The sequence below is a fragment of the Saccharopolyspora soli genome (genome assembly GCF_022678645.1).
GTDB classification, from domain to species: Bacteria; Actinomycetota; Actinomycetes; order Mycobacteriales; family Pseudonocardiaceae; genus Saccharopolyspora; species Saccharopolyspora soli.
This window is the reverse complement of the sequence record NZ_JALBWV010000042.1, coordinates 64,399-80,908: the sequence shown is the minus strand read 5'-3', so window position 1 is coordinate 80,908 and position 16,510 is coordinate 64,399. Positions and strand designations below refer to the sequence as shown.

15 protein-coding genes are annotated in these 16,510 nt (G+C 69.9%); 4 read left to right on the top strand and 11 right to left on the bottom strand.

Features of this window, described 5'->3' with window-relative positions; genetic code table 11:
* Positions 1–114: 114 nt before the first annotated feature.
* The 3 genes from MOQ72_RS28005 to MOQ72_RS27995 all read right to left on the bottom strand — a co-directional run bounded on the left by MOQ72_RS28005 (position 115) and on the right by MOQ72_RS27995 (position 2,706).
* The gene (locus tag MOQ72_RS28005; protein WP_242188695.1) at positions 115–1,140 is read right to left on the bottom strand and encodes a 6-phosphofructokinase; all 1,026 of its coding nucleotides are present in this window, start codon (positions 1,138–1,140) and stop codon (positions 115–117) included.
* A 261-nt stretch (positions 1,141–1,401) separates the two neighbouring features.
* The gene (locus tag MOQ72_RS28000) at positions 1,402–1,902 is read right to left on the bottom strand and encodes a polyadenylate-specific 3'-exoribonuclease AS (RefSeq protein ID WP_242188691.1); all 501 of its coding nucleotides are present in this window, start codon (positions 1,900–1,902) and stop codon (positions 1,402–1,404) included.
* Positions 1,903–1,947: 45 nt separating this feature from the next.
* Complete coding sequence (locus MOQ72_RS27995; protein ID WP_242188689.1) at positions 1,948–2,706, bottom strand: lysophospholipid acyltransferase family protein; 759 nt, start codon at positions 2,704–2,706, stop codon at positions 1,948–1,950.
* 296 nt (positions 2,707–3,002) lie between these two features.
* Here MOQ72_RS27995 and MOQ72_RS27990 point away from each other — a divergent pair, with 296 nt between their 5' ends.
* A complete protein-coding gene (locus tag MOQ72_RS27990) occupies positions 3,003–3,770 on the top strand; it encodes an alpha/beta hydrolase (protein ID WP_242188688.1) in 768 nt (255 codons plus the stop codon).
* A complete protein-coding gene (locus MOQ72_RS27985; RefSeq protein ID WP_242188686.1) occupies positions 3,767–4,222 on the top strand; it encodes a DUF308 domain-containing protein in 456 nt (151 codons plus the stop codon). Before MOQ72_RS27990 ends, MOQ72_RS27985 begins: the two co-directional genes overlap by 4 nt.
* Positions 4,223–4,350: 128 nt before the next feature.
* Here MOQ72_RS27985 and MOQ72_RS27980 read toward each other — a convergent pair whose 3' ends face one another.
* From MOQ72_RS27980 to MOQ72_RS27960, 5 genes are all read right to left on the bottom strand, one after another.
* The gene (locus MOQ72_RS27980; protein ID WP_242188685.1) at positions 4,351–5,295 is read right to left on the bottom strand and encodes an ROK family protein; all 945 of its coding nucleotides are present in this window, start codon (positions 5,293–5,295) and stop codon (positions 4,351–4,353) included.
* On the bottom strand, positions 5,289–5,660 hold the full coding sequence (locus MOQ72_RS27975) for a hypothetical protein (RefSeq protein ID WP_242188683.1): 372 nt from the start codon (positions 5,658–5,660) through the stop codon (positions 5,289–5,291). The genes MOQ72_RS27980 and MOQ72_RS27975 overlap by 7 nt, the downstream gene beginning before the upstream one ends.
* Positions 5,661–5,674: 14 nt before the next feature.
* Complete coding sequence (locus MOQ72_RS27970; protein ID WP_242188681.1) at positions 5,675–6,892, bottom strand: ArsA family ATPase; 1,218 nt, start codon at positions 6,890–6,892, stop codon at positions 5,675–5,677.
* 49 nt (positions 6,893–6,941) lie between these two features.
* Positions 6,942–7,388, bottom strand: coding sequence for an SRPBCC family protein (locus tag MOQ72_RS27965; protein ID WP_242188679.1), 447 nt, complete (start codon positions 7,386–7,388; stop codon positions 6,942–6,944).
* Between the two features lie 63 nt (positions 7,389–7,451).
* On the bottom strand, positions 7,452–8,240 hold the full coding sequence (locus MOQ72_RS27960) for a metallophosphoesterase family protein (RefSeq protein WP_242188677.1): 789 nt from the start codon (positions 8,238–8,240) through the stop codon (positions 7,452–7,454).
* 250 nt (positions 8,241–8,490) lie between these two features.
* On the opposite strand from MOQ72_RS27960, the gene MOQ72_RS27955 reads away from it, so the two are divergent.
* Complete coding sequence (locus MOQ72_RS27955) at positions 8,491–10,299, top strand: AMP-dependent synthetase/ligase (protein WP_242188675.1); 1,809 nt, start codon at positions 8,491–8,493, stop codon at positions 10,297–10,299.
* Between the two features lie 91 nt (positions 10,300–10,390).
* Here MOQ72_RS27955 and MOQ72_RS27950 read toward each other — a convergent pair whose 3' ends face one another.
* From MOQ72_RS27950 to MOQ72_RS27940, 3 genes are all read right to left on the bottom strand, one after another.
* Positions 10,391–11,677 (bottom strand): basic secretory protein-like protein, encoded by a 1,287-nt coding sequence (locus tag MOQ72_RS27950; protein WP_242188674.1) that lies wholly within the window; start codon positions 11,675–11,677, stop codon positions 10,391–10,393.
* Between the two features lie 238 nt (positions 11,678–11,915).
* On the bottom strand, positions 11,916–12,887 hold the full coding sequence (locus tag MOQ72_RS27945) for a C40 family peptidase (RefSeq protein ID WP_242188673.1): 972 nt from the start codon (positions 12,885–12,887) through the stop codon (positions 11,916–11,918).
* 455 nt (positions 12,888–13,342) lie between these two features.
* Positions 13,343–14,701 (bottom strand): NYN domain-containing protein, encoded by a 1,359-nt coding sequence (locus MOQ72_RS27940; RefSeq protein ID WP_242188672.1) that lies wholly within the window; start codon positions 14,699–14,701, stop codon positions 13,343–13,345.
* 89 nt (positions 14,702–14,790) lie between these two features.
* On the opposite strand from MOQ72_RS27940, the gene MOQ72_RS27935 reads away from it, so the two are divergent.
* Positions 14,791–16,509, top strand: a complete 1,719-nt coding sequence (locus MOQ72_RS27935) for a DEDD exonuclease domain-containing protein (protein ID WP_242188671.1) — start codon at positions 14,791–14,793, stop codon at positions 16,507–16,509.
* Position 16,510: the final 1 nt, after the last annotated feature.

The following is a 16,510-nucleotide window of genomic DNA, read 5'->3' as shown; positions in this document are numbered from 1 at the left end:
CCAGCCGAGCGCTTAACTAAACTCCTGACCGAAGCCAATTGATCACTCGTGTTGCAACCACCCCTGGAATCCACCCTCGGTCGAAGGCGCCCTTCACTCGGTATCGATAGGGGGTCAGCCGAAGAGGACTTCGGCTTCCGCGAGGCGTTCTGGGGGGACTGTCTTGAGGGATGCCGTCGCGTCGCTGAGCGGGACGCGGACGATGTCCGTGCCGCGCAGCGCGACCATCTTGCCGAAGTCGCCTTCGGTGATCGCGTCGATGGCGTGCAGGCCGAAGCGGGTGGCCAGCACCCGGTCGTAGGCGGTCGGCGTACCGCCGCGCTGCACGTGGCCGAGCACCACCGCGCGCGACTCCTTGCCGGTGCGCCCGGCGATCTCGTCGGCCAGCCAGGTGCCGACGCCGCCCAGCCGGACGTGTCCGAAGGCGTCCTTCTCCCCGGTCAGCAGCAACTCCTTGCCGCCTTCCGGGACCGCGCCCTCGGCGACCACGATGATCGGCGCATACTGCCGCTCGAAGCGCTGCTGCACCCAGTCGCAGACCCGCTCGACGCTGAACGGCTGCTCCGGCACGAGGATGACGTTGGCACCACCGGCCAGCCCGGAGTGCAACGCGATCCACCCCGCGTGCCGCCCCATCACCTCGACCACCAGTGCCCGGTGGTGCGACTCCGCGGTGGTGCGCAACCGGTCGATGGCCTCGGTGGCGATGTGCACAGCGGTGTCGAAGCCGAAGGTGTAATCAGTGGCGTCCAGGTCGTTGTCGATGGTCTTGGGCACCCCGACCACCGGCACGCCGTCGTGGGTGAGCTGCTCGGCGACTCCGAGGGTGTCCTCGCCGCCGATAGCGATCAGCGCATCCACTCGGTGCTCGCCGAGGGTCGCCCGCAACCTCGCGATCCCGTCGTCGACCTTGTACGGGTTGGTGCGCGACGAGCCCAGGATGGTGCCGCCCCGGTTGAGGATGTCCTCGACCGCGTCGAGCGTCAGCGGCATGGTCAGGCCCTCCACCGGCCCCAACCACCCGCTGCGGAATCCGAGGATCTCGTGCTGGTGCACGGAAATCCCCTTGCGGGTCACCGCGCGGAGCACCGCGTTGAGCCCGGGGCAGTCGCCGCCCCCGGTGAGCACTCCGACACGCATTCCAGCAGGCATCGCTTCTGCCGCCTCCTATATCCAACCCAAGTCGAGAAGTGATCCACGTCTCCCCCGGGGACAGCGTGTCACGAACTGGATCGGTGCAGCAAGTGCCCCGGCCGTTGGGCCGGACAAGGCGTTGAGCACCGATCCGCAAAACTTCTCGACAGCTAGCGCACGTCTTTTGATCTTGTTTTTCAAGCGGCGAAGCCGCTTAGCCCACCTACGACACTCGCACCGCCGCGCAAGACGAGCCGCGCACTCCGGTCATTCCGGGTAGCCGCGTTTGCGGCGTACCTCCTCCATCACCTTCCAGCGTTCCAGGTTGTGCTTGGCGTCGGCCAGCGCGTCGTGCGCGTTCTCCGGCGCCGACGGCAGTTTCGGCTTGCCGACGTCCTCCCAACGCTGCCGCAGGTCATGGGTGAATTTCGGGATCCGCGACGGCAGCATCGGCATCGGGCCCCACAGCTGGGCCAGCGCCACGTGGTCGTAAGCGGCGTACCAGGCCCACAGCTCGATGTTCCCACCGCGCGAAGTCAGGAAGGCGTAAAGGTCCTCGCGGATCCGGGCGCGGGAACGCCAGCACGGATCGGCGGGCGGCGGCAACTGCGGCAGCACGTGCTGCCGCACCCAGGCACCAGCCCGAGCAGCGTCGAACTCGGTGGACACCGCGTAGAACTCGCGGCCGGACTCGTCGACCATCCCGATCGACACCAGCTCGATGGTGTGTCCGTCCTCGATGAACTCGCAGTCGTAGAAGTACCGCACCGGGCAAGGGTAGGTGGCGGCCCCGCCAGCAGCCGGTGCGGGCCGTCAGCCAGCCTTGGAGTGCGGCAGCCGACCTTCGCCGGGCTGCTGCGACGAGCTGCTCCAGCCCGCCACCTGCTTGCCCTGCGCGGCCAGGTCGTCCTTGACCTTGGCGGCGTAGACGTCGACGTACTCCTGGCCGGAGAGCTCCATCAGGGCGTACATGATCTCGTCGGTGATGGACCGCTCCACGAACCGATCACCGGCCATGCCGTCGTAGCGGGAGAAGTCCAGCGGTGGTCCGACCTTCACCAGAACCCGGTGCGGGTACCACATCTTCGAACCGATGGGGTTGACCTTGTCGGTGCCGAACATCGCGATCGGGATCACCGGTGCCCGCGACTCCAGCGCCATCCGCGCCACCCCGGTCTTGCCCTTGTACAGCCGACCGTCCGGGGATCGGGTGCCCTCCGGGTAGACGCCCAGCAGCTTTCCCTCGCCGAGCAACCGGATCCCGGTGTCCAGCGCGGCCTGCGCGGCGGCGCCGCTGGAGCGGTCGATGGGCACCTGGCCGACACCGGAGAAGAAGTACTTCTTGAACCGGCCCTTGATGCCCTTGCCGGTGAAGTACTCGCGTTTGGCCAGGAAGGTCACCCGGCGCGGCATCATCAGCGGCATGAAGAACGAGTCGGCGACGGCCAAGTGGTTGCTGACCAGGATCGCGCCGCCCGTGCTCGGCACGTGCTCGACGCCTTCGACCTTCGGGCGGCAGAACAACTTCATCAAGGGCCCGAGCAAGAAGTGCTTCATCACCCAGTACAACACCGCGCCGCCGCCTCCTTGCCCCGCCGAGTTCCCTGCTCAGCCTACGGAGCCCGGACACCCCGCACAATGCGACCTTCGACAGGGATCTGACTCGGAGAGGGCGCGGATCGGCTTGCGTGGCGGTGCGGGTAGCGGAATCTCAGAGGCTTTCGGGGATCCCCGACATCAGGTGTGTCCACCAAGACCGAATCGCGCCACTCCTCGCTCCGACAACCCTTGGTCACCACGCCCCACTCGTCGGTCGCGCATGCGACCATGAAGCGGTACTGGCACGCCGACGGTGTTGGGAGGCTGCGGTGCCCGTGCTCTCCGGCGCCGAACCGTTCGCGCATGACGGATCGGAGGACATCGGTGTGCTGCTCTGCCACGGCTTCACGAGCACCCCGCAGAGCATGCGGGCCTGGGGCGAGCACCTCGCGGCGGAGGGCTGCACGGTCCGCTGCCCGCGCCTGCCCGGCCACGGCACCCGCTGGCAAGAGCTGAACAAGACGACCTGGCACGACTGGTACGACACTTTGGCGGCCGAGCTCGACGAGCTGCACGGCCGGTGCCGGTCGGTGTTCGTGTGCGGGCAGTCGATGGGCGGCACGCTCGCCCTGCGGCTGGCCCAGCAGCACCCGGACATCGCGGGAATCGTGCTGGTCAACCCGTCGGTGACGACGCAGCGCAAGGCCGCCCACTTGCTGCCGGTGCTGTCCCGGATCGTTCCGGCGACCGCCGGGATCACCGGTGACATCGCCAAATCCGACGGCTTCGAGCTCGCCTACGACCGGTTGCCGCTGCGGGCGATGGCCAGCCTGCAGCAGCTGTGGCGCGTCGTGCGCGGCGACCTGAGCCGGGTGCGCCAACCACTGCTGCTGTTCCGGTCGACCACCGATCACGTCGTCGAGGCGATCAACTCGGCGATCGTGCTGGACGGGGTCCGCAGCTCGGATCTCAGGGAGGTCGTGCTGCCCGACAGCTTCCACGTAGCGACCTTGGACCATGACGCGCCGACGGTGTTCAGCGGTAGCGTCGAGTTCCTGCAACGGATCCACCGCGAACGGGCCGAGGAAGTCGTATGAACACGCGCCGCGACAACGCCGACGGACCGGAGGACATCGACGCCGCATTCGCCGAGATAGTCGCCGACTTGGAACGCGACTCGACGTTCGCGCGCTGGCCCGAGGAAGCCGCCGACCGCGCAGAGGACACCGGCGAGGAAACGGTCGAGCTGGAAACGCCGCCCGGACCCGAGGCAGGTCCGCGGGACTGGACCGCGGCGCCCGACGAGGAGGAAGAGCACTTCGTCCCGCCGGAACCGCCCCCGCTGCCCACGCCACGGCCGACCACGCTGATCGGCATCGCGGTGATCGTGGTGGGCGTGCTGCTGTTGCTGGTGCCCGGCCTGGCCGGGCTGTCCAGCGCCATCACGCTGCCGCTGGGACTGGTGCTGATCAGCGCGGGCATCGGCTGGCTCCTGCTGCGCCTGCGGCAGGGACCACCGAACTCCGACGACGACGGCGCCCAAGTCTGAGCAAGAAGCGGTGCGGACGGGGTGAAGGGCACCTTTTGCCAACTAACTTGGTAAGAGGTGCCCTTCACCCCAGCTCGAACGGCGAACGGCGCCACCGCACCGGCAACGACAGGTTGTGGATCTCTGCGTCAGGTCAGGTGCGGGGCACCGGCGTTGATGTGTTCGCGGGCTAAGGCCGCCGCTCCGACCATGGCTGCCGGGTCTCCGTAGTGGGCGACGCTGACCCGTGCCAGCGGTCGGTGTCCGGCTCCGGTCACGGCTGCGGCGTAGTGGTCGCGGGCATCGTCGAGGAACAGCCGCGCCGAGTCCGAAACCCCACCGGAGATCACCACGACCTCCGGGTCGTAGACGTCCGCGACCAGCGCCAAGCCCTCGCCCAGCCAGCGGGCCAGTTCGGCCATCGCACGGCGGGCGACCGGATCGTCCGCCTCGGCCGCCCGCGCCACCGCGACACCGGTCAGCCTGGCCACCGGCAGGGTGCCCGGCTCTCCCGTCGTCCGCAGGATTTCCACCGCGGTGGCCGCCAATGCCGTACCGCTGCAGTACCGCTCCCAGCAACCGCGCTTGCCGCACGAGCACGGCCGACCGTCCGGGACGACGCGCAGATGTCCCAGCTCGGGCGCCACACCGTAGGCACCGCGGAACACTTCGCCGTTGATCACCAAGGCGCCGCCGATACCGGTGCCGATGGCCACCAGCGCGGCCACCCGCGCTCCGGCGGCGGCGCCGAAGCGCTGCTCGGCGACGGCGGCGGCGTTGGCGTCATGCTCCAGCACCACCGGCAGTCCGAGCCGGTCGGCGAGTTCGTCGGCGACCGCGACGTGCCGCCAGGCCAGGTGCGGCGCGAAGCGCACCACCCGGCGGTCCTCGCTGACGAACCCGGCGACCGCCAGGCCGACCCCGGCCACCGGGTAGTGGTCGGAGAGCGCGCGGACGGTGGCGGCGATCGCGGCGTTGAGCTCGGCGCTGGTGGCGGGTGTCGGAACGCGGCGGGTTTCCAGGATCTCGCCGTGCGGGTCCACCACGCTCGCCCGCACGCTGGTGCCGCCGACATCCACTCCGATGGTCAGCAACGCGGCACGGCCCCGACGTCGTCCTCGGCCAGCACCCGGCCGTCCACCCGCCGAACCCGGATCCGCTGCACCTTCGGCTCGGCGGGCTCTTCCGGACTGTCCTCTTCGGACGCCGCCGGGTGCTGATCGACCAGCATCTGCCGCAGCGCCTGAACGATCCCCAGGAGTTGGTCGTTGAGGTCCGGGCGTTGTCCGCGCAGCAGCGCCACCGCCGCGCACAGTGGACACCAGCCGCAACCGGACTTGCTGTCGGCTTCCGCGCTCGCCCCGCAGCCGCGCAAGTACTCCTCGGCCTTGCCAGCCAGCGCGTCGAGCAGCAAGCGGAGCTCTTCGACGAGTTGGTCGTGCCGGGAGTCGTCGCGCATTTCGTCCACCGGTCTCACCGCATCCACTGCTCGGGGTCGGGTCGGAACCGCACGGTCAACCCGTCGTCACCAGCGACAGCCGACGTCACGACGCACCGGCGCAGCACGGCGGGCAGCGCCACCAGCCGTCGACGGCCGTCGACGGTGATCGCCAGCTCGTCGCCGATCCGGGCCAGGTCCAGATCCGCGGCCGGGTGCAGCGGCAGCGCGATCCGCAGCGCGTACTCCGAATCCAGTGCTTTTCCACCGCCGCTGACCTGCATGATCGGCATGCTCGACCGGTTCTCCAGCGGATCGCCGTCGGCGTAGAGCTCGTCGCCGAGCGCCAGCAGCGCATCCGAGCCCACCGGCTCGGCGGCGCGATGCTCGACCGTGCGCACCGGGAGTTCCGTCGAAGCCCGCAGCGCGTCGAGGACCTTCACCTGCTCGTGGCGACGGGTGCGCAACCAACCGGCCGCGGCTCCGCGCGCCGAACCCGGATTCGGCATCACGCGGTTGGCGATCAAGCCGTCCACCTGGATCTGCTGCAGCGCCAGCGCGGTCAACGTCCGGCGGGTTTCGGCAGCCACCACCGACTCCGGGGTGAGCACCAGCCGCACGCTGGTCCCGGTGTCGGTGAGCATGTCCTTGAGCGCGGCGAGCTGCTCCGCGAGCCGTCCCAGCCCGTCGGCCACGGAGTCCCAGCGGTCGACCTGATCGCTACCCGCGATACCGGCCAGCAGCCCGCGCACGGCCCGGCGGTGCGCCGGGAACAACCGCTCCAGGTATCCGGCCAGCGACTCGGGCAGCGCCAGCAGCCGCAGCGTCTCGGCGGTCGGCCCGCAGTCGACGATCACGGTGTCCCACAGTCCGGTCGCGGCCAACCGGTGCACTTCGGTGAGCGCGAGCAGGTCCTCCACACCGGGCAGCACGGTCAGCTCTTCCGCGTCGACCTCGCCGACTCCGGCGCCCTGCAACATGGTCCGCAGGTGTTCGCGCAGTTCCCGCCAGGTGTCGTCGACCAGTGCGCGGGTCTGCACCTCGGCGGCGTGCAGCACCGCGCGCGACCCGTCCAGCCGCACCTCCCGGGGGTGTGCGGCGAGGTCGACACCGAGCGCATCGGCCAGCGAGTGCGCGGGATCCGTGGAGACCGCGAGCACCTTGCCGCCGTCCCCGGCGACCCGGGCGGCGGTGGCGGCGGCGAGGGTGGTCTTGCCCACGCCCCCTTTTCCGGTGAACAACAGGATTCGCAACGGCTCGTCTCGGTGGGTCTGGAGTGGATGCGCTCTGGTCTGCGTCGTATTAGTCGTCGGCGTCCTCGACGCGGCGCTTGAGTTCCTTAAGCGCCGTATCCATGATCATCTTCTCGGCCTTGCGCTTGAACAGACCGATCATCGGGATCGCCAGGTCCACGGCCAGGGTGTAGGTCACCTCGGTGCGATCATCGGCCAGCGGCTTGAGCCGGTAACTGCCGCGCTGCGCCTTCTGCACCTGCCCCTCGGTAAGGTTCCAGCTCACCGACAGCCCGTCCGCCGCCCAGTCGTAGACGTTGACGTAGGTGTCCTTGACCACTCCGGCGTCCAGGATGAAGCGCACCTTCTCCGCCTTGCCGCCGGAGGTGCGCGAGAGCACCTCGATCTCCTTCACCGCCTCCGCCCACTCCGGGTAGGCGGCGAAATCCGCGATGACCGCCATGATCCGCGCAGCGGGGGCCTCGATCACGATGGACTGGGTGGACTGATCGACCATGCGCCGCAGGTTACCGGGTGCGAGCGGCGGCAGCGGCGCGGAGAGGCCGGTTTTTCCTCACCTTCACCACTGGATCACGTAGGGGCGGCCGGTGCGCTTGAAGTGCCCGACGTTGACGCACTCGGTGCGCCCGAGGCGCATCCGCTGCGCCAGTGGCTGGTGCACGTGCCCGAACAGCGACCAGCGCGGCCGATCAGCGGCGATCCGCTCGACCAGGGCTGCCGAGCCGTTCTCCGGTCGCCGCGCCAGGACGTCGTAGGTCAGCTCCGGCACGGCGGGCGGCAGGTGGGTGCACAACACGTCCACTTTGGGCAGTGCGGCCAACGCGGCGTTGTACTCCTCCTCGGGCCGCAGGTACGGCACCCAGGCGGCGTGCCGACGCAGCACCGCGCCCGGCGGCAGCAGGGTGCCGCCGACGAAACCGAAGGTCAGGCCGCCGATTTCGACGCTGTCGCCGTCCAGGACGTGGATTCCGGCGCCAGCGAACTCCGGCCACAGGCGCGGCGCGTCGACGTTGCCGGGGGTGGCGTAGGTGGGGGCGGTCATGGCGGCGAACAGCTCGGCGTACTGCTCGCGGACCGCGTCCTCCACCACCACCGCCGGGTCGGTCAACCCGGCCCACAACGAACGCACGTAGGCGCCGAACTCCGGTCCGCGACGGCTGCGCCGCAGTTCGGCGAACCGCGCCACCTTGTCCGGACCGAACACCCGGCCCAGGATGCCCTTGCCGTGGTCGTGGTAGTCGACGAAATCGATCAGGTCGCCGAGCACCACGAGCGCGTCGGCGCCGTCCCCCGCGCGCTTGAGGGCCTCGACGTTGCCATGGACGTCCGAAACGACGTGGACGCGCAACTCAACTCCCATCCGCCTGCAACTGCTACCTCGAACTTAATCCGTTCCGGTGCCCCGGCGCACCGCCCGTTGTGCGCTGATCGGCGCCGACGGCTGCCCGGCGGTACGAGCCCCCGACCGGCGGCGCGACGCCGATCACGAGTAGCACTACGCTGGGTTGACTGCTGCGGCCCGATAACGAGGACTACCGCTCAGTAACCATCGACGTTAGGTTGTGCCCCACTACTGGCGTGTTTTCGGAGGTTTCGACGTGCGAGAGTTCAGCGCACCCGCCACAACGGCCGTGGCCGAGGACGAGAACCTCACCGACATGGTGTGGGCCAACGCGGAGCGCTTCGGGAGCACGGTGAGCTTCCGGCGCCGGGTGGACGGCACCTGGGTCGACGTCACCGCCGCCGATTTCGCCGCGCAGGTGCTGGCCGTGGCCAAGGGTTTGGTGGCCGCCGGTCTGCAGGCCGGTGACCGGGTCGGCCTGATGTCGCGGACCAGGTACGAGTGGAGCCTGCTGGACTTCGCGGTCTGGGCGGCGGGCTGCATCACGGTGCCGATATACGAGACCTCGTCGGCCGACCAGGCCGAGTGGATCCTCACCGACTCCGGGGCCAAGGCCGTGATCGTGGAGACCGAGGCGCACCGCGCCGAGGTGGACAAGGTGGTCGACCGGCTCTCCGAGGTCTCGCACATCTGGCAGATCGAGGGCCCGACCAGCGGCGGAGCCGCTGGGGCGGTGGACGAGCTGACCGCGCTCGGCGCGGAGGTCGACGACCGCGACGTGCACCTGCGTCGCCGCGCGGTGCGGGCCGCCGACGCCGCCACGCTGATCTACACCTCGGGCACCACCGGCCGCCCCAAGGGCTGCGTGCTCAGCCACCGCAACATGCTCGCCGAGGTGCGCGCGGACATCAACGCGTTCCCCGAGCTGACCCGGCCGGGCAACTCGATGCTGATGTTCCTGCCGATGGCGCACGTGCTGGCCCGCGCCATCACGGTGATGAGCGTGTACGCGCGGGTCACCCTCGGCCACACCAGCGACGTGAAGGAATTGGTCAACGACCTCAGCTCGTTCCGGCCGACGTTCGTGCTGGCGGTGCCGCGGGTGTTCGAGAAGGTCTACAACACCGCGAAGCAGAAGGCCCACGGCAGCGGCAAGGGCCGGATCTTCGACGTCGCCGAGGACACCGCGGTGGCGTTCAGCCGAGCGCACGACACGGGCGGCCCGAGCCTGTCGCTGAAGCTCAAGCACGTGGTGTTCGACAAGCTCGTCTACGGCAAGCTCCGGGCCGCGCTGGGCGGCCGGTGCATCGCGGCGGTCTCCGGCGGCGCGCCTTTGGGCGAGCGGCTCGCGCACTTCTTCCGCGGCGTCGGGGTGCCGGTGCTGGAGGGCTACGGGCTCACCGAGACGACCGCGGCATGCGCGGTGAACGTGGAGGACGGGTTCAAGGTCGGCACCGTCGGCAAGCCGATCGCGGGCACCTCGGTGCGGATCGCCGACGACGGCGAGGTGCTGATCAAGGGCGATGTGGTGTTCCAGGAGTACTGGAACAACCCGATCGCCACCAAGGAGTCCATCGTGGACGGCTGGTTCCACACCGGCGACCTCGGCTCGCTGGACGACGAGGGCTTCCTGCGGATCACTGGGCGCAAGAAGGAGATCATCGTCACGGCGGGCGGCAAGAACGTCGCCCCGGCGGTGCTGGAGGACGCCCTGCGAGCGCACCCGTTGATCAGCCAGTGCATGGTGGTCGGCGACCAGAAGCCGTTCATCGGCGCGCTGATCACGCTGGACCCGGAGTTCCTGCCGTCCTGGCTGGCGTACAACTCGCGCCCGGAGAACACCGCAGCCGCCGAGTTGACCGACGACCCGGACCTGCGCGCCGAGGTGCAGAAGGCGGTCGACGAGGCCAACAAGGCGGTGTCCCGGGCCGAGCAGATCAAGCAGTTCCGCATCCTGCCGGAGGACTTCACAGAAGCCACCGGCGAACTGACGCCGAGCATGAAGCTCAAGCGCAACAAGGTAGCCGAGAACCACGCAGCCGAAATCGAAGCCATCTATTCCTGACGCACCCGCCCCGGCTCACCCGAAAGGTGGCCAGGTGAAGGGCACCTTTGACCGGGTAAGTCGGTCGAAGGTGCCCTTCACTTCGAAAGGTTCACCGGAAGGTGCGGGACAGTTGGGTTCCCCAGTCCGCGATCAGTTGTTGGGTGGTCTGGCCGGTCACGTCGCGGACTGCCTGGTCCGCCGCGGCTTCGTCGTTCGTCGCCGCGACGCGGCGGTAGAGTTCCACCACGCGGGGCTCGCCCAGGCGCTCGGCGAGGTAGTGGACCAGTGACCAGGACTGCTGGTAGGCGAGGTCCAGGCGACGGCCCGCTTGGTGGAAGTCGCCGTCCGCGGGCAGTTTCGCGGGTGGACCGGCCTCACGCAGGTGGCGGACGAGGTCCGGTGCGATGTCCTTCGGCGCCACGCCGCTGTTGCGGTAGCCGACGTAGTCGGCGAATCCCTCCAACATCCACATCGGCGCGCCGTCCACTGTGTCCGCGCGCGCCGCGATGTGCGTGATCTCGTGCCGCAGGACCACGCGCAGCGCGATGTCGGAGAGCTGGTTCGCCGTCTTCGGGTTGAGCACCACCCGCGGGCCCTCCACCCGGCGCGTCGTGGTGTTCACCCGATCGGCCACCGCGACCGCGGCGATACCGTCCACCGCGAACTCCGGCCCAACCAACGCCCGCAGCTCTTCCTGGGACTCCGGGAGCAGCACGCCAACCCGCTGGGACCAGTTCGGGCCCCAGACCTCCGTCACGTCGGCCACCGCGGCGTCCAGCTGCCGGGCGACGCGTTCGACCGGTTCCCGCTGGTGGCCGATGACCAGACCGGTGGCGGTGCGCTTCACCTGGCAAGGCCCGAAATCCCACGGTCCGCGCCAGGCGCCGGGCTTGGCGTCGTCGGCGGCGACGTACCAGGAACCGCCGCGACGGGCGAACACGTACCCGAGCGGGCGCTGCGTCGGCACGCTGTCCACGTCGGCCAACGCGTAGCGCAGCTCGACGCGCGGCGCCCAGGTCTCGTCGGCTTCGGGCACCACCGGTCGGTCGCCGGTCGTGGCGTCCAGTTCGTAGGCCCACTCGGTGACCGGCACCGTCGCGAGGTTGCGGAACAGCTCAAGCTGGCGCCGCTGGAAATCGTGCGGTGCTTTGGGGTCCACTGTGGCCGCGAACGCGGCTTCGTCCCCAGCCCGCACCGCAGCGGCGCGCTGCTCCAGCAGGCCGCGCACCGCGACTTCGGGCGGTTGCTCGGAGACGCCCAGCCCGGCCTGCCCAGCGATGCGCACCGATCCGGTCGGCGATTCCGGCGACGGCAGCGAAATCGCGGTAACCCCAGCCAGCACGACACCGGCGGCACCAGCGGCCAACCACCCCCGAAACTTCCCCGAGCCAGGCACAGGGCGCATCGTAAGACGGATCACATGGCCGGACCGAAACCACCCTCACCCGGCAACGGTGGTGTGCCGCTCGTTTTCGGCTGGGCGGATCTCTGATTCGGGTGGTGGGAGGCGGTTTCGCCGCTCGCCTGGTGCCGAGTCCGGTCGAGGATGTCGGGGCCTCGACGATCCACGCGACCGGAAATTCACCCCTTCGGGGTCGACACCTGGTGGCGCCGACCCCGAAGTCGGGAGTTGCTCAGCCCGCGACGCGGCGGATCGCCGTCACGCTGCCGATCTTCTTGTAGTCGGTCACCTTGACGACGTCGCCGGTGGTCGGGGCGTGCACCGCCTTGCCGTTGCCGATGTACATGGCGACGTGGCTGACCGGGCTGTAGTAGAAGATCAGGTCGCCCGGCTTGAGGTCGCCCGCCGACACGCTGCGGCCCTCGGTGACCTGCGTCTTGGTCGAGCCGCCGATGGTCACGCCAGCCTTCTTGTAGGCCCAGTACATCAGGCCGGAGCAGTCGAAGCTGCTGGGTCCCTTGGCACCCCACACGTACGGCGAACCCTGCGCGCTCAACGCGGCGTTGACCGCCGTGACCGCCGCACCAGCGCCACCGATCAAGCCAACGCCGGTCTCGCCGTCGGTGAGCAGCGAATCCTGGTCCTCGCCGCTGAGCTCGTCGTAGCGCTCCTTGACCTTCTCGATCTGCTCGTCCATCGCCTTGGACTTCTGCTTCAAGTCCTCGGCGATGCGGGCGGCGTCCACTTCGGCCTGGGCGGCCCGGTTGCGAGCGTCCTGCGCGGTGCGCTCGGCGGTCTCGGCTTGGTTGGTGGCCGACGCCAGCGCCTTGATCGCGTCGTTGTTGTCCTTGGCCAGCACGTCCAACGCGGACGCGCGGTCCAGGAAGTCGTCGGGGGTTTCGCTCACCAGCAGGGCGGACAGCTTGTTCAGCCGGGCACCCTGGTAGGAGGCGTGAGTGAGCTTGTCGACCTGGCCGCGGAACCGCTCTTCCTCGGCCCTGGCCTGGTTGGCGACCTGTTCGGCCTGTCCGGCCTCCTGGTTGGCCCGATCCAGCTCGGCCTTCTTGGCCTCGTGGTCGTCTTCGGCCTTCTTCTTGTCCTCGACGAGCTGCTCGGCCTGGTGCTGGAGATCGCGCACCTGCTTCGCCGCGTCCGAGGCGTTGTCGGGGAGTTGTGGGTCTGCGAGCGCTGGTCCGGAGGTCATGCCAACGACGGCAGCTACCGCGGTTGCGGCCAGGGCTCCTCGCAGAGAGCGCTTAAGTCGGTGCGACGCCACGTCGCGCACTGCTCCTTCTGCTTCTCCACCCGCTTACCGGCCGAATGCCCCCGTACTCGGGCCGGTCCGACTCCCCGACAAGCCGGTGCAACGGTGCCCCGCGGGCCACCCGGTCTGGGCAACTGATCGCCACGAGGTCCCGAGTAGGTTACGAAAGGTGAGCCGGAAGGTCCAGAAGCGGGTCTAAAAATTTGTGCAAACATGCACAAGACCTCTAACGGAGGAGAGTCGTGCGCTCACGGTGACGGATCATCCAGTTCGACTACCTGGACATGTGAGATTCGGGTTCACCCGATCCGGAGATCCACGCCATCGCGTTGATCAATTATGAGATCGGCCACGTACCGCCAGATCGACAGGCGGTCGGTTGCGTCGGCAGGCTGCTAGACCCGGTTCAGCCGCGCCAACAACATCGCGGACGAAACGGCGTACGCGCCGCGCCGACGGACCGAGGTGGCCACCGCCCGATCCGAGGTCGCGACCACCACCTGCCGCCCCTTCGGCTCGGCGGAGACCAGGTCCCGGATCACGTCGTCGGCCTGCACGCCGGGCTCGCTGAACAGCACCCGCACCCCGCGCGGCCCGGTCGTCGGCACCGCCAGCACATCCGCGCCGTCGAAGACGACGGTGACCTCGGCGCCGGTCCGCGCCGCCAGCGCGGCCAACTGGTGGGCCAACCGATCCCGCTGATCGGACAGCGGCAGCTCCGGATACCCGGTCTTGGTCACGTTGTAGCCGTCCACGATGAGATGCACGGCGGGCAACGCCAACAACCGGTCCAGCGCGGCGACGTCCGGAACCTCCCCGGTCGCACCGGAATGCGCCCGCACCCGCTGCACGACGTCCGCGGGCCGCGGCCCGCTGCCACTCGCCCCGAGCTCGCGCCGCAGCCCGCCCACGGCGCCCTCCAACGTCTCCAGCAGCAGCGCCAGCCGCACCTCGTCGCCCTGCCGGGCTTCTCGCGCGGACTGCCGCGCCACCTCCACCTCGGAACTCGCGCGCTCCGCGCGCCGCCGCTCCTCCTGCGCTCGCATGCGCTCCCGATCCCGCTCCGCGGTGATCTCCTCGATCGCCTCCGCGCGCTCCGCGCGCACTCGCTCCAGCTCGCTGTGCGAGTGCTGCGCGGCGTCCTTGGCCTCCTTGAGCCGCATGCCCTGCTCGCGCAGCCGCTTGCGCAGCCGGTCCGCCTCGGCGCTGTTCTCGTCACCGACCCGGTCGGCCGCCTGCCGCGCTTCGGCGAGTTCGTGGCGCAACCGCGCGATGTCGGCGGTCAGCCGCTCGGCACGTGCCGTGGCGGAATCCCGTTCGGCGCGAAGTTGGCCCTGTTCGGTGCGGAACCCGATGAGTTCCACGTAGTGCGGCGCGATCCGCGAGCCGAGCAGGACCGCGGCCGCGGCGACCACGATCGGATCGCTGTCGTCCAGCGCCAGTGCCGCCGGGCGGTGCTTGCGGCACCAGTCCACGACGGCGGTGCGGAACACCCCGGAGTCGCGGAGCGCGGCGAGCAGCGCTGGTTGGCCCAGCTTCGCGCGCTTGGCGGGCGCGAAGCGGCACACCGGGCGCAGTTGCGCGGGCACGTCCGACGGGCGCATTTCGTCGAGCGCCCCAGCGGCCAGTTCCGCCAGCCGGAGGCGCAGCGGTCCGGCCAGCGCATCCCAGTCGATCGGCGGTGCGCCACCGTCGCGCGGCCCACTGTCCACAGCGGACTCATCAGGGGTGGGGTTCTCGGCTGACCCCGGCATCGGTGGCACCACCCCCACAGGCTAATGGCCGAGGTACCGCGATCCCGCATCAACCGGGCTGTCGGTAGCGGGCCGTAACGTGATCGCCGATGTCCGCGCACGCCCAGCTGTCCTTCGACGAGATCACCACCACCGAGGAAGTCCCGCTGCACGCGGTGACGTTCGTGGTCGTCGACCTGGAGACCACCGGTGGCGACCGCACCGAGGACGCGGTGACCGAGATCGGTGCGGTCAAGGTCCGCGGTGGCGAGGTGCTCGGTGAGTTCGCCACGCTGGTGAACCCGGAACGCGGCATTCCACCCGCGGTCGTGTCGATCACCGGGATCACCGAGGCGATGGTCGTCGACGCACCGCGCTTCGGCGTGGTGCTGCCCGCGTTCCTGGAGTTCTGCCGGGGCAGCGTGCTGGTGGCGCACAACGCCCCGTTCGACATCGGATTCCTGCGCGCCAACTGCGAGCGGCTCGGACTGCGGTGGCCGAAACCGCAGGTCGTCGACACCGTCCGGCTGGCCCGCCGGGTGTTGACCAAGGACGAGACGCCCAACCACAAGCTCGCCACGCTCGCCCGGGTGCTGCATGCCCGCACCGTCCCGGTGCACCGCGCGCTGGACGACGCCCGCGCCACGGTGGATGTGCTGCATTCGCTGCTGGAGCGGGTCGGCTCGCTCGGGGTGCGGACGCTGGAGGATCTGCTCGACCACCTACCCGACGTCACGCCGCAGCAGCGGGGCAAGCGCGGCCTCGCCGACGCGCTGCCGAACTCGCCAGGCACCTATCTGTTCCGCGGCCCGAACGACGAGGTGCTCTACGTGGGCACCGCCACCGACCTGCGGCGGCGGGTCCGGCAGTACTTCACCGCCGGTGAGCGGCGCAGCCGGATCAAGGAGATGGTGGCGATCTCCGAGCGGGTCGACCACGTCGAATGCGCGCACCCGATGGAGGCCGAAGTTCGGGAGCTGCGGCTGCTGGCCGCGCACCAGCCGCGCTACAACCGCCGCTCCAAGTTCCCGCAACGCGCCTGGTGGGTGGTGCTGACCGACGAACCGTTCCCCCGCCTGTCGATCGTGCGCACCCCGAAGCCCGACGCGCTCGGTCCGTTCAACTCCCGGCACGCCGCCGCCGACGCCGTCGAGGCGCTCCAGTCGGCCACGACCGTGCGGCGGTGCACCGAGCGCATCTCGGCGCGCCAACCCAGCGGCCGCCCGTGCGCCTTGCACGAGCTGGGGCGCTGTGGCGCGCCCTGTGCGGGCCACCAGAGCGCTGCCGAGTACGAGCCTGAGGTGATATCCATCCGGGACGTCGTTCGCGGCCACAGCGCCGATCTGCTGGAGCGCCTGCGGGTCGAACTCGACCGGCTCTCGACGGCGCAACGCTTCGAGGACGCCGCGGTGCACCGCGACCAGCTCGCGGCGCTGGTGCGCTCGTTGGACCGCGGACAGCGGCTGGCCGCCCTCACCCGCGTGCCCGAACTCGTCGCGGCCCGGCCGGATGGTCGAGGTGGCTGGCACCTGTCGGTGATCCGGCACGGCCGCCTCGCCGCCGCGGGCACGGCACGGCGCGGTGTCCCACCGATGCCGATCGTGGACCTGCTGCAGGCGTCAGCCGAAACCGTCCTTCCCGGTGCGGGGCCGCTGCACGGCACGACCGCCGACGAAGCGCGGGTCGTCTACCGCTGGCTGACCACCGGCGGTACCCGCCTGGTCCGCTGCAACATCCCGTGGACCGAACCAGCCTCCTCCGCCGGTTCCTGGCGGAACTGGCTGGAGAAGGCCACCACCGGCCGCACCCCGTACGCCGCGATCGACTGAG